Origin of the sequence: Peteryoungia desertarenae, assembly GCF_005860795.2 — a bacterium.
GTDB classification, from domain to species: Bacteria; Pseudomonadota; Alphaproteobacteria; order Rhizobiales; family Rhizobiaceae; genus Allorhizobium; species Allorhizobium desertarenae.
Genome location: NZ_CP058350.1, coordinates 574985 through 594049 on the forward strand (window position 1 = coordinate 574985; position 19065 = coordinate 594049).

The 19065-nt window shown below is 59.7% G+C and carries 18 protein-coding genes, 1 tRNA gene and 1 pseudogene; 8 read left to right on the forward strand and 12 right to left on the reverse strand.

Features of this window, described 5'->3' with window-relative positions; genetic code table 11:
- Nucleotides 1-3: 3 nt before the first annotated feature.
- Nucleotides 4-765 carry a ComF family protein gene (locus FE840_RS02700; RefSeq protein ID WP_246318837.1) on the reverse strand — a complete coding sequence of 254 codons (762 nt, stop codon included), beginning with the start codon at nucleotides 763-765 and terminating at the stop codon, nucleotides 4-6.
- Between the two features lie 77 nt (nucleotides 766-842).
- Here FE840_RS02700 and FE840_RS02705 point away from each other — a divergent pair, with 77 nt between their 5' ends.
- On the forward strand, nucleotides 843-1724 hold the full coding sequence (locus tag FE840_RS02705) for a methyltransferase domain-containing protein (protein WP_138287365.1): 882 nt from the start codon (nucleotides 843-845) through the stop codon (nucleotides 1722-1724).
- Between the two features lie 15 nt (nucleotides 1725-1739).
- Here FE840_RS02705 and FE840_RS02710 read toward each other — a convergent pair whose 3' ends face one another.
- The 6 genes and pseudogenes from FE840_RS02710 to FE840_RS02735 form a co-directional block, all read right to left on the reverse strand.
- Nucleotides 1740-1910: a Flp family type IVb pilin gene (locus FE840_RS02710; RefSeq protein ID WP_138287364.1), complete on the reverse strand. Its 171-nt coding sequence runs from the start codon at nucleotides 1908-1910 to the stop codon at nucleotides 1740-1742.
- A 52-nt stretch (nucleotides 1911-1962) separates the two neighbouring features.
- Entirely contained in the window at nucleotides 1963-2298 is a 336-nt protein-coding gene (locus FE840_RS02715) for a hypothetical protein (RefSeq protein WP_138287363.1), read from the reverse strand.
- 96 nt (nucleotides 2299-2394) lie between these two features.
- Nucleotides 2395-2808 (reverse strand): 8-oxo-dGTP diphosphatase MutT, encoded by a 414-nt coding sequence (gene mutT / locus FE840_RS02720; RefSeq protein WP_138287362.1) that lies wholly within the window; start codon nucleotides 2806-2808, stop codon nucleotides 2395-2397.
- Nucleotides 2808-3609: pseudogene (locus tag FE840_RS02725) on the reverse strand (GNAT family N-acetyltransferase). The gene mutT and the pseudogene FE840_RS02725 overlap by 1 nt, the downstream one beginning before the upstream one ends.
- Nucleotides 3590-4831 (reverse strand): bifunctional glutamate N-acetyltransferase/amino-acid acetyltransferase ArgJ, encoded by a 1242-nt coding sequence (gene argJ / locus FE840_RS02730; protein ID WP_138287360.1) that lies wholly within the window; start codon nucleotides 4829-4831, stop codon nucleotides 3590-3592. Before argJ ends, FE840_RS02725 begins: the two are co-directional and overlap by 20 nt.
- Nucleotides 4832-4905: 74 nt before the next feature.
- Entirely contained in the window at nucleotides 4906-5751 is an 846-nt protein-coding gene (locus FE840_RS02735; RefSeq protein ID WP_138287359.1) for a peptidylprolyl isomerase, read from the reverse strand.
- Nucleotides 5752-5994: 243 nt separating this feature from the next.
- On the opposite strand from FE840_RS02735, the gene secA reads away from it, so the two are divergent.
- From secA to FE840_RS02755, 4 genes are all read left to right on the forward strand, one after another.
- The gene (gene secA / locus FE840_RS02740; RefSeq protein WP_138287358.1) at nucleotides 5995-8700 is read left to right on the forward strand and encodes a preprotein translocase subunit SecA; all 2706 of its coding nucleotides are present in this window, start codon (nucleotides 5995-5997) and stop codon (nucleotides 8698-8700) included.
- Nucleotides 8701-8798: 98 nt separating this feature from the next.
- The gene (locus tag FE840_RS02745) at nucleotides 8799-10022 is read left to right on the forward strand and encodes an acyltransferase family protein (RefSeq protein ID WP_138287357.1); all 1224 of its coding nucleotides are present in this window, start codon (nucleotides 8799-8801) and stop codon (nucleotides 10020-10022) included.
- Nucleotides 10023-10083: 61 nt separating this feature from the next.
- Nucleotides 10084-11472, forward strand: coding sequence for an oligosaccharide flippase family protein (locus tag FE840_RS02750; protein ID WP_138287356.1), 1389 nt, complete (start codon nucleotides 10084-10086; stop codon nucleotides 11470-11472).
- A gap of 2 nt (nucleotides 11473-11474) precedes the next feature.
- Nucleotides 11475-12752: a GNAT family N-acetyltransferase gene (locus FE840_RS02755; protein ID WP_138287355.1), complete on the forward strand. Its 1278-nt coding sequence runs from the start codon at nucleotides 11475-11477 to the stop codon at nucleotides 12750-12752.
- Here the strand turns inward: FE840_RS02755 and FE840_RS02760 are convergent, their stop codons facing one another.
- Nucleotides 12753-14390 (reverse strand): AMP-binding protein, encoded by a 1638-nt coding sequence (locus FE840_RS02760; protein WP_138287354.1) that lies wholly within the window; start codon nucleotides 14388-14390, stop codon nucleotides 12753-12755.
- Nucleotides 14391-14569: 179 nt separating this feature from the next.
- Between FE840_RS02760 and FE840_RS02765 the strand changes: the two genes are divergently transcribed.
- Nucleotides 14570-14654 (forward strand) — tRNA-Leu (locus tag FE840_RS02765).
- Nucleotides 14655-14713: 59 nt separating this feature from the next.
- Here FE840_RS02765 and FE840_RS02770 read toward each other — a convergent pair.
- Nucleotides 14714-15100: a DUF302 domain-containing protein gene (locus FE840_RS02770; RefSeq protein WP_138287353.1), complete on the reverse strand. Its 387-nt coding sequence runs from the start codon at nucleotides 15098-15100 to the stop codon at nucleotides 14714-14716.
- Nucleotides 15101-15353: 253 nt separating this feature from the next.
- Here FE840_RS02770 and FE840_RS02775 point away from each other — a divergent pair, with 253 nt between their 5' ends.
- On the forward strand, nucleotides 15354-15869 hold the full coding sequence (locus tag FE840_RS02775; RefSeq protein ID WP_138287352.1) for a disulfide bond formation protein B: 516 nt from the start codon (nucleotides 15354-15356) through the stop codon (nucleotides 15867-15869).
- A gap of 23 nt (nucleotides 15870-15892) precedes the next feature.
- Here FE840_RS02775 and FE840_RS02780 read toward each other — a convergent pair whose 3' ends face one another.
- Together FE840_RS02780 and FE840_RS02785 are read right to left on the reverse strand one after the other, a co-directional pair.
- Nucleotides 15893-16450, reverse strand: coding sequence for an HNH endonuclease (locus FE840_RS02780; RefSeq protein WP_138287351.1), 558 nt, complete (start codon nucleotides 16448-16450; stop codon nucleotides 15893-15895).
- A 95-nt stretch (nucleotides 16451-16545) separates the two neighbouring features.
- The gene (locus FE840_RS02785) at nucleotides 16546-17208 is read right to left on the reverse strand and encodes a DNA-3-methyladenine glycosylase family protein (RefSeq protein ID WP_171033694.1); all 663 of its coding nucleotides are present in this window, start codon (nucleotides 17206-17208) and stop codon (nucleotides 16546-16548) included.
- Nucleotides 17209-17270: 62 nt separating this feature from the next.
- On the opposite strand from FE840_RS02785, the gene gluQRS reads away from it, so the two are divergent.
- A complete protein-coding gene (gluQRS, locus tag FE840_RS02790) occupies nucleotides 17271-18152 on the forward strand; it encodes a tRNA glutamyl-Q(34) synthetase GluQRS (RefSeq protein WP_138287350.1) in 882 nt (293 codons plus the stop codon).
- Between the two features lie 10 nt (nucleotides 18153-18162).
- On the opposite strand, the gene FE840_RS02795 is transcribed toward gluQRS, so the two are convergent.
- A complete protein-coding gene (locus FE840_RS02795) occupies nucleotides 18163-19026 on the reverse strand; it encodes a YihY/virulence factor BrkB family protein (RefSeq protein ID WP_138287349.1) in 864 nt (287 codons plus the stop codon).
- Between the last annotated feature and the right edge of the window lie 39 nt (nucleotides 19027-19065).

The window sequence follows — 19065 nt, forward strand, 5'->3', positions numbered from 1 at the left end:
GTCTCATATAGGCTGACCAAGAGCCCTTGCAAAGGTTAAAACCGTGATGTCGGCGGCTCCCGCCCGTCGCAGCGCTTTGGCAGCGGCATTGACCGTTGCACCGGTCGTATAGACATCGTCGACAAGCACGAGCCTCCGTCCAAAGACCAGATCCTCCCGCCCTTCCGGCACAAGAAAGGCGTTACGGACATTGAGAGCTCTCGCGTTTGCCGTCAGGCCGATCTGCTGCTCGGTCCGCTTTCGGCGAATAAGCGCCTCGGGCAGAAAGGCCCGATCCGTAGCCATGGCCAAATGCCGACCAAGCTCGGCAGACTGGTTGAACATCCGCCGGAACATGCGCAACCGATGCAGCGGCACCGGGATGATGGCATCTGCAGCATGGAGTTCGGCCCGTGCCGCCCGGGCCATCCAGCTGGCCATCATCGGAGCCAGATCCGTCCGGTCCCGATATTTGAGGGCATGAACGAGATGCCGCGCCACGCCATCATGCACCGTTGCCGACCGCAGGCGGTCAAAGGCAGGTGGATTGGCGATCGCCTCGGGCGATACAGCACCTTCGCCTTCGTCATAGGCAAAAGGCGTTCCCAGCACATCGCAAAATGGCCGCTCGATGAAGCGGATCTCGCTCCAGCAGCTTGGGCAGAGTGCCCTGTGGCTCCCCGTATGGATATGGCAATGCGCGCAGCAGGGCGGATAAAGCAGGTCGGACAGGCGCGAAAACGTGTTCCGGTGGAAAAGCCGGCTGACGTTCACCACTTTCTGCATTATCTGACTGTCCATCCGGACAGTGTAAGCCTGTCCGCTTGACCTGAACAAGGGGCGTGCATCCCGGAAAGCATGGCATGAATGAGATCTTCGATACCGCCCTCGTCACCCGCAACCGCGAACGTGCGCTGCGTCTGGCGGCAAGTGGCAGCGATTTCCTGCTGAAGCTGGCCGCAGAAGAAATGCGGGACCGGCTTCTCCTCGTGGAACGTCACTTCGACAAAGCGGTCGAACTGTTTGGAATGTCCGGTGTCGTCGGTGACGCTGCCCTGTCGACCGGCAAGGTCGGTCACCTCACCCGCATCGAAACCTCCGCCGAGACGGCAGGCACAAGCGGCGACATCCGCCCGGCATCCTTTGAGACCGTGCCGCTCGATCCCGCCTCCGTCAATCTGATCCTGTCCCCCCTGTCACTTCATCTGACCAATGACACGCCTGGCATGCTGATCCAGATGCGCCGCGCCCTCAAGCCGGACGGCCTGCTCTTTGCCGCCGTCCCAAGCGCCGGCACGCTCGCAGAATTGCGCGAGGTTCTGCTGGCCGCAGAAACCGAAATCTACGGGGGCGCAAGCCCGCGGGTCATCCCCTTTGCCGACATCCGTGACCTGGGCGCTCTGATGCAGCGCGCCGGCTTTGCCCTGCCTGTCATCGACGAGGAGAGCTTCACGGTTCGCTACGATGATCTTTTCGCCTTGATGCGTGATTTGCGCGCGATGGGGATGACCAATCCGCTGATCGGCCGGAGGAAACGCCCGGTCAGTCGCCGGTTCTTCCTGCGGGCGGCCGAACTCTATGCAGAACGCTTTTCAGATCCGGATGGTCGTATCAGAGCGACCTTTTCGATCGTCTTCCTTTCCGGCTGGGCACCGCATGAAAGCCAGCAGAAACCACTGAAACCAGGCTCGGCGAAAATGAGCCTCGCTGACGCGCTGAATTCTGCGCCGAAGACCGGGATCTAGAGCCGGGTTAACCTTTCAGCCAGCAGACACGATAGCGTTTTCAATCGTCGAAAACACGTTTCCAAGGGAACCGGTAAATGCACCGAGACCTGAAATCAGGGCCACACTGATCAAAGCTGCAATCAAACCGTATTCAATGGCCGTGGCCCCGCCCTCATCCTTCAGAAATCGTTTGAACACCTGCATGCAGTCCCCCGATAAGAGCGCGACCGTGCCACGCCCGATTGATGTGCAGGCCTCAGCAGCCCTTTTCGTGATTGTAGCCTTCAACAATACAGACTGACCCGGGGGTCTCCTGAAGTATGCTTCTGCGGATCGTGTAACGCTTGCCGGTATAAGGATGGCCCGCTTCAGCACGCGGTATGGAGCCGGTGGTGATCATGTCGAATTGATCGGGCTGGAACGCAAGCGACCGCCGCTCTGTCCGTTCCGAAAGCATGGGTGTGACGACGAGCGTCAGAGCAATGGCAGCGGTTCCGAAGAGCAAGGCGACATTGAACACGCCGGTCCGACCAGTCTTGCCGTGAGACTGTTCCCTTGACCGCACGGTCCGCCAGAAATCCTCGTTTGACATGATACGCTCCACACACGCATTCAACGCATGAACAGCGTTTAGTCTTGCCTGATGGATATAAACTTAGCGTTAACGACGTCCGTAAAGATCTGCAGATTAGAGGAGGTCGATCAGAAAGGGTATGAGCGGCTCGTCGGCCGGCGGCATTGGATAATCCCGCAGCGACTTGGGCCTCACCCACTTCACCTGCTGCCCTTCCCGGCCATGGGCAACCCCTTCGAAACGCCGACAGACATAAAGCGGCATCAGCAGATGAAAGCTTTCATAAGTATGGCTTGCGAAGGTAAGCGGGGCCAGACAGGCCACTTGGGTCTTGATGCCCAGTTCCTCCTCGAGTTCACGGATCAGCGTTTCCTCCGGCGTCTCGCCGGGCTCGACCTTGCCACCTGGAAACTCCCACAGACCCGCAAGCGACTTCCCTTCCGGCCTTTGAGCCAGAAGGATGCGGCCGTCGGTATCGACCAGCGCACAGGCCGCCACAAGCACGATCGGTTTGCTTATCTCGCCCATCAGGTCCCTTTACGCCAATAGCGGTAGCGATAAGCCACCTGAAAACCGAGTTTGCCGTAGAGCTGCAAGGCAGCGGTGTTATCCGCCGCAACCTGCAGCCATGCAGTCTTGGCCCCACGGACGCGTGCCCAGCGCAAAGCCGAGGTGAGAATCTCCAGCCCGAGACCTTCCCGGCGACGACCGGAGCGCACGGCAAGCGACATGATCCCGGCCAGATCATTGTCCTGTACACAAAGCGTGGAGGCCACCGGGCCGCTGTCCGGATCTTCGATCAGAAACAGCCCGGTCGGGGGCTTGATTGCGCTGATCACCTCGGCCAGAGCCGGCTTCAGGGACGGATCGCTCGCATGCACAGCCAGATCCGCATCGACGAAACGTCCGATGTCATGGGTCGGCAGATGGTCGAGCATATCGGGAAGCGTGAGCGTCGACAGATCACCCGTCAGGGTCATTGTCTCGTCAAACCGCTCCCAACCATCGTTTTTAAGCTCTTCGATCAGCGCCTTTGGCGACAGCGGCGTCTCACGCACAAGCAGCGGACGTCCATGAGCCTCGAACTTTCGCCCCGCCTTTTCGAGCCTGAGGGAAATGTCCTTGCTGTCAGACGGATCGAGCGCAACCACGCAGTTCAGACGCTTGGAAGGATGCCCCCCGCTCAGCCTGATCTGCCAGCTGCCGTCATATTGGACGCTGGATGTCGGCCAGGCCCGGAACCCGACGGCTTCCAGACGACGCACAAGGGGTAGATTCTGATCCGCGACGATTGCAAGCATGGTCGCGGTCAGCTCCTGTAGTCGCCATTGATCGCGACATATTCCTTGGTCAGGTCGCATGTCCAGACGGTGGCAGTCCCGGAACCCAGTCCGATATCCACCGTCACACGAACATCTTCCTTCTGCATCACGGCTGTCGTGGCTTCCTCCGAATAAGCCGGGTCGCGCTCACCATTGACGGCAACGCGAATGTCGCCGAACCAGATCGCCAAACGGTCACGGTCAGCCATCTCGCCCGATTTTCCGACCGCCATGACGATGCGGCCCCAATTCGCATCCTCGCCGGCGACCGCCGTCTTCACCAGTGGCGAATTGGCAATCGACAGGGCAATCTTCTTGGCTGCCAGATCATTTTCCGCGCCCTTGACGGTGACTTCCACCATCTTGCGCGCGCCTTCGCCATCGCGAACCACCTGCAGGGCCAGATCCTTCAGCAGGTCGTTGAGCGCCGCGCGGAACCCGTCAAGTCGAGGATCTTCCGCTGAAACAACACGTTGCTGGCCGTCTTCACTCGCCGCACCTGTTGCAAACAGTAAGAGCGTATCGGAGGTCGATGTATCGCTGTCCACGGTGACCGAATTGAAGCTGGGCTCGACACCGGCAGACAGAAGAGATTGCAGGACCGACGCCTCGATATCGGCATCCGTCACGACAAAGGACAGCATGGTCGCCATGTCGGGCGCAATCATGCCCGCTCCCTTGGCGATCCCGTTGATGGTAACGTCTACGTCCCCGATCTTGGCTGAACGTGTCGCGACCTTGGGATAAGTATCGGTGGTCATGATCGCCTTGGCAGCTTCCAGCCAGAAGTCACCTGTCGCCTTGTCATGCATATCGCCGAGAACACCGGCAAACTTCGTGGCATCCAGAGGCTCGCCGATGACGCCGGTGGAAGCCAGATAGATCTCGCCCTCGGAGCAGCCAATCGCAGCCGCAGCGGATTTGGCGGTGAGCTCGGTCGCAGCCCTGCCCTTGACGCCGGTAAACGCGTTTGCATTGCCGGAGTTGACCACAACACCGCGCGCCACGCCTGCCGGCAGGTTCTTGCGGCAGAAATCGACGGGTGCAGACGGGCATTTGGAGCGGGTAAACACGCCCGCAACGCTCGCAGGCTTGTCAAACGTCATCAGCAAAACGTCGGTGCGGTTCTTGTACTTGATGCCCGCAGCAGCCGTCGCCATGCGCAGACCCCGGATGGTCGGCATGTCTGGATAGGATTTGGGAGCCAGGGGAGAGATCGTGGAGGACATGGTGGAGCCTGTTACCGATAACGAGCAAGGCCCGCAACATGCGGGCCTTCAAGGTTCAAAGAAACGAAGAAGGATCAGGGCTGAACCTGGTTTGCTTCCTCATAACCCTTCTTCAGGGCTTCGTCGACGATTTCCACCGTCTGCTCAGCCTTCGCTTTCTCAAGGATCTCAAGATATTTGTCGCGCATGACAAGCTGGCGAACCTGCGGCTCCACTTCCTCAAACGGCGGTGGCGGCTGGTCGCGCTTTTCTTCAACCTTGATCACGTGGAAGCCGAACTGGGTCTGGACCGGCGTCTTGGAATAAGTGCCCGGCTCCATGGCAAAGGCAGCTTCTTCGAATTCAGGAACCATCCGACCCTTGGTGAAATAGCCGAGATCACCGCCTTCAGACTTGTTCGGGTCGGTCGACTTTTCCTTTGCCAGCTCGATGAAGTCCTTTCCGGCATCGAGATCAGCGATGATAGCCTTGGCCTCTTCTTCGGTCTTTACCAGAATATGACGGGCGCGCACTTCTTCCTGCTTCGGCAGGTCGGCGACTTCCTTGTCGTAGCGGGCCTTCACTTCTTCCGGCGTGATGGCATCAACGACATTCTTCTTGAAATAGAGGTTGTGCAATTCCCGGTCGGCGATGAAATTCATGCGACGCTGGAATTCGGCATCGTCGCGAAGACCGGCTTCCTGTGCGGAATTGGCCAGAAGCTTGACGTCGATCGCGCCAGAAAGCGCAGCGATCTTCTTCTGCTCGTCCGGCAATTGCTGCAGCTGCGGATCAAGGTTGGCAATTGCCAGATCAAGCTCTGACTGAGTGATTTCAAGATCGCCGACCTTGGCAACAACGGCATCTTGTGCATGAGCAAAGCCTTGAAGACCAACGAAAGCCACACAGGCGGCAAGTATGATTTTGTGAACGCGAAGCATAATAGTCCTTTCGCAGGGTGAACCGTTTGAAGACCGTTCGAATAGGGCAAAATAGTGTCGGATGCCCCGCTTTGCAGGCCTTTGGCCCAAGGCTGCGCCGTTGACATCATTCGACCCCCCTCTTATCTGTCACGCAACCTCGCGTCCAGAGCCGTTTCCGGACGCGGCGCGCCCGAATGTGCAATTCTCCGTGCACATGTCAGCGTTATGTTAAGATGACGAAGGTCGGAAAGGACCATAAGAATGGTCAATCTTGGTGGACTTGCACGCAAACTCTTTGGTTCCTCCAACGAGCGTCGCGTCCGTTCCTATCAGTCCCGTGTCAAGGCAATCGGTGCGCTCGAAGAATCCATGAAGGCGCTCTCCGATACGGAACTGGCAGGCAAGACCGCCGAATTCAAGACGCAACTGGCAGAAGGCAAGAAGCTCGACGACATTCTCGTTCCGGCCTTTGCGGTCGCGCGTGAGGCATCCCGACGCACTCTGGGTCTGCGGCCATTCGACGTTCAGCTGATCGGCGCCATGATCCTTCACGAAAACGCAATCGCGGAAATGAAGACCGGCGAAGGCAAGACGCTGGTGGCAACGCTGGCCGTTTACCTGAACGCCCTGTCTGGCAAGGGCGTCCATGTGGTGACCGTCAACGACTATCTCGCCAAGCGCGATAGCACCACGATGAGCAAGCTTTACGGCTTCCTCGGCATGACGACCGGCGTGATCGTTCACGGGATTTCGGACGAGGAACGCCGCGCCGCCTACGCCTGCGACATTACCTATGCAACGAACAACGAACTCGGCTTCGACTATCTGCGCGACAACATGAAGTATGAGCGCGGCCAGATGGTCCAGCGTGGCCACAACTATGCCATCGTCGATGAAGTAGACTCGATTCTCGTTGATGAAGCGCGAACGCCCCTGATCATTTCCGGGCCGCTTGATGACCGGTCAGACCTCTACAACACGATTGATGCCTTCATTCCGCTGCTGAGCGAAGAAGACTACGAAATCGATGAAAAGCAGCGTTCAGCCAACTTCTCGGAAGTCGGTACGGAAAAGCTCGAAAATCTGCTGCGCGAGGCAAACCTGCTGAAGGGCGAGTCTCTTTACGATGTCGAGAACGTCGCCATCGTTCACCACATCAACAATGCCTTGAAAGCCCACAAGCTCTTCCAGAAGGACAAGGACTATATCGTCCGCAACAATGAAATCGTCATCATCGACGAGTTCACCGGTCGCATGATGCCGGGCCGCCGTTACTCGGAAGGCCAGCACCAGGCGCTGGAAGCCAAGGAAAAGGTCCAGATCCAGCCCGAAAATCAGACGCTGGCTTCGATCACCTTCCAGAACTATTTCCGTATGTACAAGAAGCTGGCCGGCATGACCGGTACGGCAGCGACCGAAGCGGAAGAATTCTCCAACATCTATGGTCTCGACGTCGTCGAGGTTCCGACCAACCTCCCCATCAAGCGTATCGACGAGGACGACGAGGTCTACCGGACCTTTGAAGAGAAGTTCAAGGCGATCATCGAAGAGATCAAGATTGCCAATGAACGCAATCAGCCCGTGCTGGTCGGCACCACCTCCATCGAGAAGTCGGAACTTCTGGCCGACATGCTGAGCAAGAGCGGCTTCAAGGACTTCAAGGTTCTGAACGCCCGCTATCATGAGCAGGAAGCCTATATCGTCTCGCAGGCCGGTGTTCCTGGTGCCGTGACGATCGCGACCAACATGGCCGGTCGCGGTACGGACATCCAGCTGGGTGGCAACCTCGAAATGCGCCTTGAGCACGAGCTTGCCGGCATGGAACCCGGCCCCGAGCGCGAGCAAAAGGAAGCTGCCATTCGCGAGAATGTGCAGGCTCTGAAACAACAGGCGCTGCAAGCCGGCGGCCTCTATGTCATCGCCACCGAGCGCCACGAAAGCCGCCGTATCGACAACCAGCTGCGCGGTCGTTCGGGCCGTCAGGGCGACCCGGGCCGCTCCAAGTTCTATCTTTCGCTTCAGGACGACCTGATGCGCATCTTCGGCTCTGACCGGATGGACTCGATGCTGCAGAAGCTCGGCCTGAAGGAAGGCGAGGCCATCGTCCATCCCTGGATCAACAAGGCGTTGGAACGGGCTCAGAAGAAGGTCGAAGCGCGCAACTTCGACATCCGCAAGAACCTCCTGAAGTATGACGACGTGCTGAATGACCAGCGCAAGGTCATCTTCGAGCAGCGCCTCGAACTGATGGACGCCACCGACGTGTCCGGCACGATTGCCGACATGCGCCATGAAGTCATCGAGACCATGGTGGCGCTCCACATTCCGGAAAATGCCTATGTCGAGCAGTGGGATGCCAAGGGGCTGAAGCAAAAGGTTGCAAGCACACTCAATCTGGACCTCCCGATCGAGGCATGGGTCGCCGAGGAAGGGATTGCCGAAGACGACATCATGACCCGCCTGATGGAGGCCGCCGACAAGGCCGCTGCGGAGAAGGCGGAGCGTTTTGGCCCAGAGATCATGGCCTATGTCGAGCGCTCGATCGTCCTGCAGACGATCGACAACCTGTGGCGCGAGCACATCGTCAACCTGGACCACCTGCGCTCCGTTGTCGGCTTCCGTGGCTATGCCCAGCGTGACCCGCTGCAGGAATACAAATCCGAAGCCTTCGAACTCTTCCAGGCGCTGCTCGCCAACCTGCGCGATGCCGTCACCTTGCAGATGTCACGGGTCGAGATCGTTCGTGAACCGCAGCCGACGCCCATGGCGCCGCTGCCAATGCAGGCACATCACATGGATCCGGTCACCGGCCAGGACGAGATGGCCCTGCGCGATGACGGTGCTGCGCCAGCTCAGGAGCGTGACCCGGCCAACCCGTTGAGCTGGGGCCGCGTCGGACGCAACGAGCCCTGTCCCTGCGGCTCGGGCAAGAAGTACAAGCACTGCCACGGTTCGCTTGAAGCTTGAGGGTTTCTTAAACCTTCGGCTGCAAGACTGCCCAAGATGAGCGGGGAGCAGGCGCAATCCAGGCGCTTGCTCCCCGCAATCTTTTGGAGCGGACGCGGATGACGGTCAAGGCGACACACAGGCATGAATGGTCGGCCATTCGCGCCGTGCTGATGCTGCTCGGCATCCCCTATCATGCTGCCATGACCTATCATTCGCGCGTGATGTGGGACATCCACTCCCAGGAAACGAGCGAGTTCCTCACGCTGATGAGTGGCATCTTCGTCACCTTCCGCATGCCGGCCTTCTTTGTCGTTGCCGGTTTCTTCGCCGCAATCTTGCTGGAGCGCCGCAAGCCCTCGCAATGGCTTGCCAATCGCGCCGTGCGCCTCGGCATTCCTTTCGTCACAGGCCTTCTGCTTCTCTCGCCGGTCCAGCTTTTCCTCATCCGCCTTGCCGATGCCGTCAGCGGCAAGACGACCTATCCGCAGGCATTGGACCTCATACACAATGACATCAGCCATCCCGGCTCAGACTGGATCATGCATCTGTGGTTCCTGCCGGCACTGCTGATCTACTGCGTCCTTCTGGCTGTGATCGTTACCCCGGCGCGCCATCTGACCAAGACCAGTTCCGCTGCGGGCAAGCCCGACCGTTCCGCCTCGATTACTCTGATAAGCAGCCCGAGAGCGATGCTGTCGGCCCTGGTCGCCGTTACGGTCGCCTTCGAAGTGACGCTCTTTGCATCCACCAGCGCCCTGGAGACGATGGACAGCGGTATTGCGGCCCTCCTCGCCCGCGCTGCCGATCCCTATCTCCGCTACATTCCCTACTTCGCCCTCGGTGTCCTGCTGTTCCACAACCGCATCATTGCTGATGCCATGGCCTGGAAATGCGGCATCACATTGCCGGCAGCGGCCATTTTGACTGCCCTAACTGCCTCGCTCGCCCGCGGCTATGGCGAGCCCTGGCTGGAAGTCCTGCATCATGCTGCTGCAGGCGCTGCAGCCATCCTGCTGACGGCGTGGCTGATCGGCTTCGCCAACCGCCACTGGACCCAACCCGACGCGAAGGTCGACCGTATCGTCGATGCCTCTTTCACCATCTATCTCCTGCATCACCCGATCATCTATGCTCTGGCGACCCTGCTGATGCTTGCCGATTGGCCACCAATGCTCGAATTCCTCCTGATCTGCGCCGTGACCCTGGCCCTCTCCTTCGGCGCCCATCGACTGATCCGCCGCAGCAGACTGCTCCTATTCCTCTTCAACGGCGTCCCGCTCAGGAAGCAACTCGCACCCGCCCTGGCCAGTGATGCCATTCAAGGCGGCACACTTCGTTAACCCTGATCTGCGAAAACGACAGTGTGTCTCGTTCACCCGATGAAGTACTGCGTTCTCGACCATGACAATTCTCGAAGCAGCGGAAAGATGGTTGCCGGCCGGCCAGGGCCTTGCCCGGCTCTTTCGCGCCGGCGATGATGTCAGCCGTGCACAGCGCATGGCCCTGATCGCGTTTGCCATTCGGGTGGTCAGCGCCGGCATCGCCTTCGTCTCCCAGATCATTCTCGCCCGCACCATGGGCGAGTTCGAATACGGCATCTTCGTTTTCGTCTGGGTTCTGGTCATCCTCTTCGGCAATCTGTCCTGCCTTGGTTTTCATACCGCCGTCATCCGCTTCCTGCCCCAGTATCAGGCCGTCAATGCCCATGAGGAAATTCGCGGCCTGACGCAGACGGCTCGAATCTTTGCCATGTCTTCGGCAAGCGTGCTGGCGACGATTGGTGTTCTGACGCTGCATGTCTTCGGCGGGCATATCGAGGATTACTACCTGATCCCGCTTTTCATTGCCGCCTTCGCACTGCCGATGATCGCGCTCGGCGATGTTCTCGACGGGACCGCGAGGGCCAATAGCTGGGCGGTCACGGCGCTGAGCCCCACCTATATTGTCCGACCTTTGCTGATCCTCGCCTTCATGTTGGGCGCTGTATCGCTAGGTGCAGAACGCAGTGCGACAACCGCGATGCAGGCGGCCCTGCTTGCCACCTATGTGACAACGATCGGCCAGTTTCTGACGATTGACCGACGGCTTACCACACGCTTCGACAAGGGTGCCCGCCAGATTGATTTTTTCACCTGGTTCAAGGTCGCCATCCCCATCTTCCTGATCGAAGGTTTTGGCTTTCTGTTGACCAATTCCGATGTCGTGGTCGTCGGGTTCTACCTGCCGCCGGACCAGGTCGCGATCTATTTCGCCGCCGCCAAGACCATGGCACTGGTGCAATTCGTCTATTTCGCGGTCAAGGCCGCCGCCACCCCGCGCTTTTCCGCAATGATGGCCGAGGACGACATACGGCCGCTTGCAAGCTTTGCCGGCACCGCTGCCCGCTGGAGCTTCTGGCCCTCTTTGCTCGTCGGGCTCATCGTGCTGGCACTTGGACAGCCACTCCTGTCGCTTTTCGGACCCGCCTTCACGGCGGGATATGGCCTGATGGCCATCCTCTTTGCCGGAAGCCTCGCCAAGTCGCTCGTTGGACCAGGTGAGATGCTGCTCACAATGGCCGGCAAGCAGAAAATCTGCATCTGGGTCTATGTTGTGGCACTTCTGACCAACATCACCCTCAACGTGACGCTAATCCCGCTCTACGGACTGACGGGTGCCGCCGTTGCAACCGCGACCGCCACTCTGGTGGAAGCCGTGCTGCTGCATCTTGTCGTGCGCCGGGCCTTGGGCATTGTCATGTTCGCCTTCGCCGATCCGCTATCGCTGCTTAACAAGACGAGGAAAACCTGACCATGGTCGAGCCTCCCTTCTACAACGAGAGCATGAACAGCGGCGCAAACAGGCTTGTCGGCAGCCTGACCGACAGCCGCAGCATGAGACCGACCGCCGATGCGCAAGTCGATGTCGGAAGACCGGGCCGCCAGCTCAGCCTTTATCCGGCACAGATGGGCTATGAGCTACAGGATGAGCTCGAATACCTGACCTATCGGGTGATGGAAGCCAATGTCTTCTTCGCGCCGCGCTTTCTGGCGCCTGCCATGCCGCGACTTGAGGAGAAGCAGATCCGCTTTGCCGTCATCCGCGACGATGACGAACGCCGCAGCCGACTGCGTCTGCTCATGCCGTTCTCCGTTGAGAAGCCCGGATTTGCCGTCGGTGCTTCGATCCTTCGCGTCTGGGCCAATCCCTTCGGCCCGCTCGGCACGCCGCTGGTCGACGCAGAAGGAGCCGCCGAAACGCTTGATAATCTGCTTGACGGGCTTGGGCATGCCGAACTGCGGCTGCCGGGCGTCCTGGTTCTGCCGGATCTGCGGCTCGACGGACGCTTTAGCCAGCTCATCAAGGCCATTGCCATCGGGCGGGAACTGCCGCTGACGACAACCGGACCCTACGAGCGCCCGATGCTGCAAAGCTTCGAGGATGGCCAGGTCTATCTGCAGGGTGCCATCGACAAAAACCATCTTCGCGAAATGCGCCGCCAGTTAAGGCTGCTTTCAGAGCGTGGTGAGGTGACATACAATGTGGCCCGCCAGCCGGAAGAAGTGCGGGGCCGCATGGAGGAGTTTCTCGCCCTGGAGGCGAAGGGCTGGAAGGGTCGCAAGCGCACGGCCATGGTCATGGATCGGCTGCGGGCAGCCTTTGCCCGCGAGGCGATCACCAATCTTGCCGACGCCGACGCCGTCCGCATCCATACGCTCGATCTCAACGGACGGGCAATCGCTTCCATGATCGTCTTTATCATGGCGGGCGAAGCCTATACTTGGAAGACGGCCTATGACGAGGATTACGCACGCTTCTCTCCGGGCAAGCTGCTGATGGCGGACCTGACCGAATGGCATCTGGACGATGCCAATATCGAGCGAACCGATTCCTGCGCTGTGCCGGATCATCCGATCATGAGCCGCTTCTGGAAGGAGCGCGAGACGATGGGAACGCTGGTGATCGGGCTGCGTCCGAACAGCGACCGCGATGTACGCCAGGTCGCCGCCCAGCTCCACCTCTATCGCAACACCCGCAACATGGCCCGCCTGCTGCGCGACAAGATCCTCAATCGCCGTTTCGGCGGGTAATCAGCCTGCCTGCCGCGCCACTTCCTGGTCTCTCAGCAGACGACGGATCACCTTGCCGGTCGTGGTCAATGGCAACTCGTCAACAAAGGCCACTTCGCGCGGATATTCATGCATGGAGAGACGGTGCTTCACCCAGTCGCTGATCTCCTGAGCAAGGGCATCACCGCCCGAATAGCCATCGTTCAACACAATAAAGGCCTTGACGATCTCGGTTCGCATTGTATCCGGCTTGCCGATCACTGCAACAAGGCGGACGGCTGGATGACCAAGCAGGCAATCCTCGATTTCCGCAGGGCCGATCCGATAGCCGGCTGAGGTAATCACGTCGTCATCACGACCGAAGAACTCGATATAGCCGTCCTCATCCTGCCGTCCGAGATCGCCCGTCATCATCCAGTCGCCGACGAATTTTTTCGCCGTCGCCTCCGGGTTCTTCCAGTAGCTCAGGAACATCACCGGGTCTGGACGCAAAACGGCGATCTGCCCCGTTTGACCGGGGCCAAGCACATTGCCTTGATCGTCGATCACCGCCACGCGATGTCCAGGCACGGCCCTGCCGATCAGGCCCGGCTTGGAGATGCCAAGATGGACCGCCGACGAAACCACGATATTGCACTCGGTCTGTCCGTAGAACTCGTTGGGCCGCACGCCGAAAGCAGCTTCCGTCCATTCCAGCGTCTCGCGTCCCAGCGCCTCACCGGCCGACCCGATGCTACGCAGCGACAGATCATAGCGTTCGCGCGGACGATCGATTGCGCGCAGGAGCCGAAGCGCCGTGGGCGGGATGAAAGCATTGCGCACCTTCAGTTCCGCCATGATCCGAAACGCCATGTCGGGATCGAATTTCTGCGCCGGCGAGGACACGACCGGTACGCCGAGCATCAGGCCCGGCAACAGCACATTGAGAAGGCCACCCGCCCAGGCCCAGTCCGACGGCGTCCACAGCCGATCGCCCGGCTGCGGTAGGGACGCGTGCATGATCTGCACGCCCGGAATGTGACCCGCCAGCACACGATGACCATGCAGCGCACCTTTGGGTGCGCCGGTTGTGCCGGACGTATAGATCATCAGCGCCGGATCATCGGCCTTTGTATCAACGACATCGAATTCCGTCGGATGCCCTTCGATGACCTCGTCAAACCCCAGCGCATCCGCATCGGCACCATCCACCGAGATGATATGGCGAAGCAGCGGCAGCCGGCTGCGGATTGCCTTCAGGCGTTCCAGGCCGAAACCGTTCGTGATGACTGCAAAGACTTCGGCGTTCGAAAGTCGGTACTCCAGCGCCTCCTGACCAAAGAGAAGCGCCAGCGGCACGGCGATTGCGCCCATCTTGTAGATCGCTACATGGGCGATTGCCGTCTCGAAGCATTGCGGCAGAAGCAGCGCCACCCTGTCGCCACGGCTGATGCCAAGCGCAGACAGCGCATGGGCAAAGGCCGAGGATCGGGCTGCGAGCATGCCATAGGTCATCTGAAGATGCGGGCCCGCAGGATTGAAATGCTCGAGGCAGACCTGATCCGGCACGCGGGCCGCCCAATCATCACTAACGACCCGCCCGATGTTGAAATGATCGGGAATGGTCCAGGCGAATTCGCGAGAAATCGAAGCAAACGTGCCGGCAGAAGGCAGAAACATGCGGTTTTCCGGATTTAGACTGCCATTTTGCTAGCACTCCTTGCAGAGGCACACAATATTCTCCGAAAATCTCACCAGCCCATGGACAGGCCAGCTTCTCACAGCAAGGGCCAGCCACCTGCACCTTGCCTCTTGCACCCTTCACATTGACCATGTTAGACGCGACACATCCAGACCGTGCCCCATTGGCGGAACTGGTAGACGCGCTCGACTCAAAATCGAGTTCCGAAAGGAGTGCTGGTTCGATTCCGGCATGGGGCACCATCGATCTATCGGCAAGACGAGCTCAAGTTCCTCACTATCTGGCGCCAAAGAAGTGACCTTCAGATCTTCTGAATGGCCTGATCCAGCATATCGCGCACTTGGCGCGCAAACCCCTTGAGATTGTCATTTTCGATGGCAAGCATCGAGGCGACGGGATCAATGGCGCTGACTTCGACGCCATCATCAAGCTCGCGAACGATGACATTGCAGGGCAGCATGGCTCCGACACGCGGTTCTGCCTGAATTGCCTGATGCGCCATCTTCGGATTGCAGGCACCGAGGATCAGATAGGGCGGCATCTCGATGTCGATCTTCTTTCTCATGGTCGCCTTGACGTCGATCTCCGTCAAAACACCGAATCCTTCTGCGGTCAGAGCGGCGCGGGTGCGCTCCACCACATTTTCGAAGGAATCATCGTTCAGTTTGCGATTGAGCGTATAGGTCATGGTTTTGGCTCCCTGGTTTGTTGTTGGTCATCATCCCGTCCATATGAGGTTTTTCAACGCGATATGATGAGGCAAACCGTGCAAGCCCAGTCAGCGTTCCCTTGTCCGGGGGTAACGGATTGGCGGGTGCTGCGACTGTCCCTGACGACATGAACTCTTGGTAAGGTCGAGGACTTCGGCATTTACAGCGATAGGCCCATTGACTAGAACCTGCCGCGAAAGTCCTATCTTAACCGGCAAAACGGTGACCCAGATGATGAATGCTCTGAAGCAGAACCCGGAACGCTCTTCGGCTATTCTGGTCACCATTGCCATGGTGATCGTCGTCGGCTCTGCGCTTGGCTTCGAACACATCGGCGGCTATCTGCCCTGCTATCTCTGCCTTCTGCAGCGCAACCCCTATTACATCGGGATCGGGATCGGGCTCCTCGCCGTCCTCTCCTCTGCCCTGCGTATGCCGGTGATCGTGACCCGCCTGCTTTTGGCAATCGTCGGCCTGCTGATGCTGATCGGCATGGGTTTGGGTATCTATCATGCAGGAGTCGAATGGAAATTCTGGGAAGGACCGGCAACCTGCGCCGGTGGTGCCCTGACCGGAGGACCGGCCCCCGTGAACGTCCTTGAGGCGCTGAATGCCACCAAGGCTCCCTCCTGCACGGAGGCAACGCTGCGTGTGCTCGGGCTGTCCTTTTCCGGATGGAATGTTGTGACAAGCGCTGCGCTGGCAGCCCTTGCCTTCTGGGGCGTCTTCGCAAGACGCACCGCCTGAGACAGTCGGTGAGCTGGAACCCTTTACGGCTGCAGCTCGCTGTCCCAATAGAGATAGTCCATCCAGCTTTCATGCAGATAATTCGGCGGGAAAAGCCGGCCATTGTTGTGCAGGTCCTGCACCGTCGGACGGTAAGCCTTCTGCGCCGGGAACATCCCTGCCTGCTTGGGCAGCTTTGACCCTTTCCGCAAATTGCAGGGAGAGCAGGCCGCGACGACATTTTCCCAGGTCGTTTCGCCCCCATGGGCGCGTGGGATGACGTGGTCGAAGGTCAGCTCTTCCGTCGAGCCGCAATACTGGCACTGAAACTTGTCCCGCAGGAAAACATTGAAGCGGGTGAAGGCCGGATTGCGCGTTGGCTGGACATAGGTCTTGAGACTGACGACGCTCGGCAGCTTCATCGAGAAGCTCGGTGAACAGACCGAATGTTCGTATTCTGCGATGATGTTCACTCGGTCGAGGAAGACCGCCTTGATCGCGTCCTGCCAGGACCATAACGACAAGGGATAGTAACTCAGTGGCCTGTAGTCGGCATTCAGGACGAGCGCCGGCAGGGCCTGGGGCGAAACTGCAATCGTCAAGGCACTCTCCTGATCGATTCGGCATCTGCATTTCTATATTAGGTCTGTTGTTACAGCATTGTGAAGCCTGAAATTTCAGGTGCTTGCAGCAATGCTCAGACCGGTAGCCCCGACCGGCCCCGCATGATCGCGTAATGGGACCAGAAGAGCCGCGCAGCGATGGAGCGAAAGGGTCGCCAGGCCTGAGCTTCTTGTGCAGCAACCGGGATGGAAGGCCGTTCGCCACACAGGAGCCCATGGCCGACGGCAGCCCTCAAGGCCACGTCGCCCGCAGGAAATATATCTGGATGCCCGCCGCAGAACATCAAGTAGACCTCCGCCGTCCAGGGACCAATACCTTTCAGCCCAACCAGCGTCAAAACAGCCCGATCTGCCTCGGTTTCGGCCAGCGCGATGAGATCAACCTCCTGCGTCGTGACAGCCTCCGCGACGGCCTGGATCGCCGCAGCCTTGGCGCGCGACAGGCCAAACGTGGCGATGTCTGCCGGATCCAAAGCCAGCCAGTCGGCAGGCTCAGGCGATACTCCCAGTTTCACGACAATCCGTCCCCAGATGGCATCGGCGCTCGCCCGCGAGACCATCTGCGACACGATGATCGAGGAAAGGCCGGCAAAGCCCGGTGCCTGCAGGCGTAGCGGCAATGGGCCGCAGGCGCTCGCGATCGGCTCCAGTCGCGGATCCAGCGCCAGAAGCTGTTGCAGTCCCCAATCAAGATCGGTCTGATCTCTGATCCGCCGGTTCGGGCTTGACTGCGCCAACTGTCCCGTCCTCTTCCTGCACGCCCGGTTTCAAGCATGTCGTTTTCATGCGAAGAAGAAGCATGAATGCCGCCGCCCGTCAAAATCCCGTTTTCCGCTTTGCCCCGAGCCCGAATGGTCCTCTGCATCTCGGCCATGCCCTGTCCGCCCTTTTGAACGCCGATATGGCCAGGGGAGCCGGAGGTCGCTTGCTCCTGCGCATGGAAGACATCGATCTGACGCGCTGCACCCCCGAATTCGAAATCTCAGCCCTTGGCGATCTTGAATGGCTGGGCCTCGATTTCGAACAGCCGGTCCGTCGCCAGTCGGAGCATTTCCCGCTCTATCGCAAGGCGCTGGATCGGCTGACGGCGCTCGGCCTCACCTACCCCGCCTTCATGACCCGAGGCGAGGTCCGCGCCTTTGTCAGATCGGAAGAAGAAGCGGGACGATCCTGGCCGCGGGACCCGGATGGCGCGCCACTTTATCCGCCGCTCGATAAGGCACTCAGCGCGAGCGAGCGACGGGAACGCCTGGAGACGGCGGACCGTCACGCCATCCGGCTCGACATGGAAAAGGCTCTGTCTTTGCTCGGCAAGCCGCTGACCTTCGTCGAGACGGGAAGCGGAAAGGTCGAAACGCTCGCTGCCGATCCTGCTGCCTGGGGTGATGTCGTGCTCTGGCGATCCGACGCCCCCTCGAGCTACCACCTTTCCGTTACCATCGACGATGCAAAACAGGGCGTGACGCATGTGGTCAGGGGCCGCGACCTCTTTCACGCGACCGCCGTTCACCGGCTGCTGCAGACCCTGCTCGACCTGCCCGAGCCCGTCTATCACCACCATCGCCTGCTGACCGACGCTCAGGGGCGCAAGCTCTCCAAGAGCGATGGCGACACCGGCCTCGCCGAGTTGCGGGCGGCCGGCGCAAGTCCCGCCGACATCCGCGCCATGGTCGGACTTTGAACGCGCTGCGTCAGGTCTTTCGGTTCGGCCGCTTGTGGGGCAGCACCCGGTATTTCATCAGCGCGGCATTGAACTCGGCCCCGATGATGAAGATCGCCCCGACCATGTAGAGGAAGACAAGCACGATCATGATCGAGGCAAGACCGGCATAGGTCGCGGCATAATTGGCGAAGCTTGCAAGATAGGAAGCAAAGGCGAGCGCGCCGACAAGCCAGAGGATGAGGGTCAGGAGGATGCCCGGGATCACATCCGGCAACCGCCGCTTTCCAGCCGGTAGGCCCAGATGGAAGATCACCAGCCCGATGATGAGAAGCGCCAGCGTGCCATAGATCCGCCAGCTCGAAACTGTCGAAAGAAAGTCCTTCATGAAGGGGAAATTGGTCTCGGCAAAAGCCAGCGCCACGGGAACGACGACGAGCAGCGCACTGATGGCGGCAAGCGAGATGACGGCACCGAGCACATAGCCCAGGCTGACCAGCCGGGTGATGTACCAGGGCCGCGTCTCCGAAACCCGATAGGCGCGGTTCAACGACACCCGCAGCGCCTCAACCCCATTCGAGGCAAAATAGGCCGCCGCCAGCACCGAGACGGTGAGCAGCCCGCCGCGCGGGATGGTCAGCACCTGGATGACCTGGTCCGACAGCGGCTTGGCAATCGTTTCCGGCCAGGTGTCGAAGATGACATGGACGGCTGTTTCGGCGAACTGGTCGGCTCCGAGAAAGCTCGCAAGTGCTGTCCCGAAAATCAGGAAGGGAAAGACCGCCAGCAATGCCGACAGCGCCACATGGCTTGCCATGGCCCAGCCGTCATCCTCCGAGAAATGGTAGAGGGCGTCATAGCTGACCTTGTACAGCATGCGGAAGAAGACCGGCATGCACACTCCTTCGAAGTCTCAATGCAATTGTCACTTGCG

Excerpts from the sequence above, each read along its gene's own strand:
- secA (WP_138287358.1), top strand. The coding sequence starts at position 5,995 with ATGGTCAATCTTGGTGGACTTGCACGCAAACTCTTTGGTTCCTCCAAC.
- FE840_RS02775 (WP_138287352.1), top strand. The coding sequence starts at position 15,354 with ATGATGAATGCTCTGAAGCAGAACCCGGAACGCTCTTCGGCTATTCTG.
- FE840_RS02700 (WP_246318837.1), bottom strand. The coding sequence starts at position 765 with ATGCAGAAAGTGGTGAACGTCAGCCGGCTTTTCCACCGGAACACGTTT.
- FE840_RS02770 (WP_138287353.1), bottom strand. The coding sequence starts at position 15,100 with ATGACCTATACGCTCAATCGCAAACTGAACGATGATTCCTTCGAAAAT.
- FE840_RS02715 (WP_138287363.1), bottom strand. The coding sequence starts at position 2,298 with ATGTCAAACGAGGATTTCTGGCGGACCGTGCGGTCAAGGGAACAGTCT.
- FE840_RS02755 (WP_138287355.1), top strand. The coding sequence starts at position 11,475 with ATGGTCGAGCCTCCCTTCTACAACGAGAGCATGAACAGCGGCGCAAAC.
- FE840_RS02760 (WP_138287354.1), bottom strand. The coding sequence starts at position 14,390 with ATGTTTCTGCCTTCTGCCGGCACGTTTGCTTCGATTTCTCGCGAATTC.
- gluQRS (WP_138287350.1), top strand. The coding sequence starts at position 17,271 with ATGAATGCCGCCGCCCGTCAAAATCCCGTTTTCCGCTTTGCCCCGAGC.
- FE840_RS02705 (WP_138287365.1), top strand. The coding sequence starts at position 843 with ATGAATGAGATCTTCGATACCGCCCTCGTCACCCGCAACCGCGAACGT.
- mutT (WP_138287362.1), bottom strand. The coding sequence starts at position 2,808 with ATGGGCGAGATAAGCAAACCGATCGTGCTTGTGGCGGCCTGTGCGCTG.
- FE840_RS02750 (WP_138287356.1), top strand. The coding sequence starts at position 10,084 with ATGACAATTCTCGAAGCAGCGGAAAGATGGTTGCCGGCCGGCCAGGGC.
- FE840_RS02735 (WP_138287359.1), bottom strand. The coding sequence starts at position 5,751 with ATGCTTCGCGTTCACAAAATCATACTTGCCGCCTGTGTGGCTTTCGTT.
- FE840_RS02795 (WP_138287349.1), bottom strand. The coding sequence starts at position 19,026 with ATGCCGGTCTTCTTCCGCATGCTGTACAAGGTCAGCTATGACGCCCTC.
- FE840_RS02710 (WP_138287364.1), bottom strand. The coding sequence starts at position 1,910 with ATGCAGGTGTTCAAACGATTTCTGAAGGATGAGGGCGGGGCCACGGCC.
- argJ (WP_138287360.1), bottom strand. The coding sequence starts at position 4,831 with ATGTCCTCCACGATCTCTCCCCTGGCTCCCAAATCCTATCCAGACATG.
- FE840_RS02745 (WP_138287357.1), top strand. The coding sequence starts at position 8,799 with ATGACGGTCAAGGCGACACACAGGCATGAATGGTCGGCCATTCGCGCC.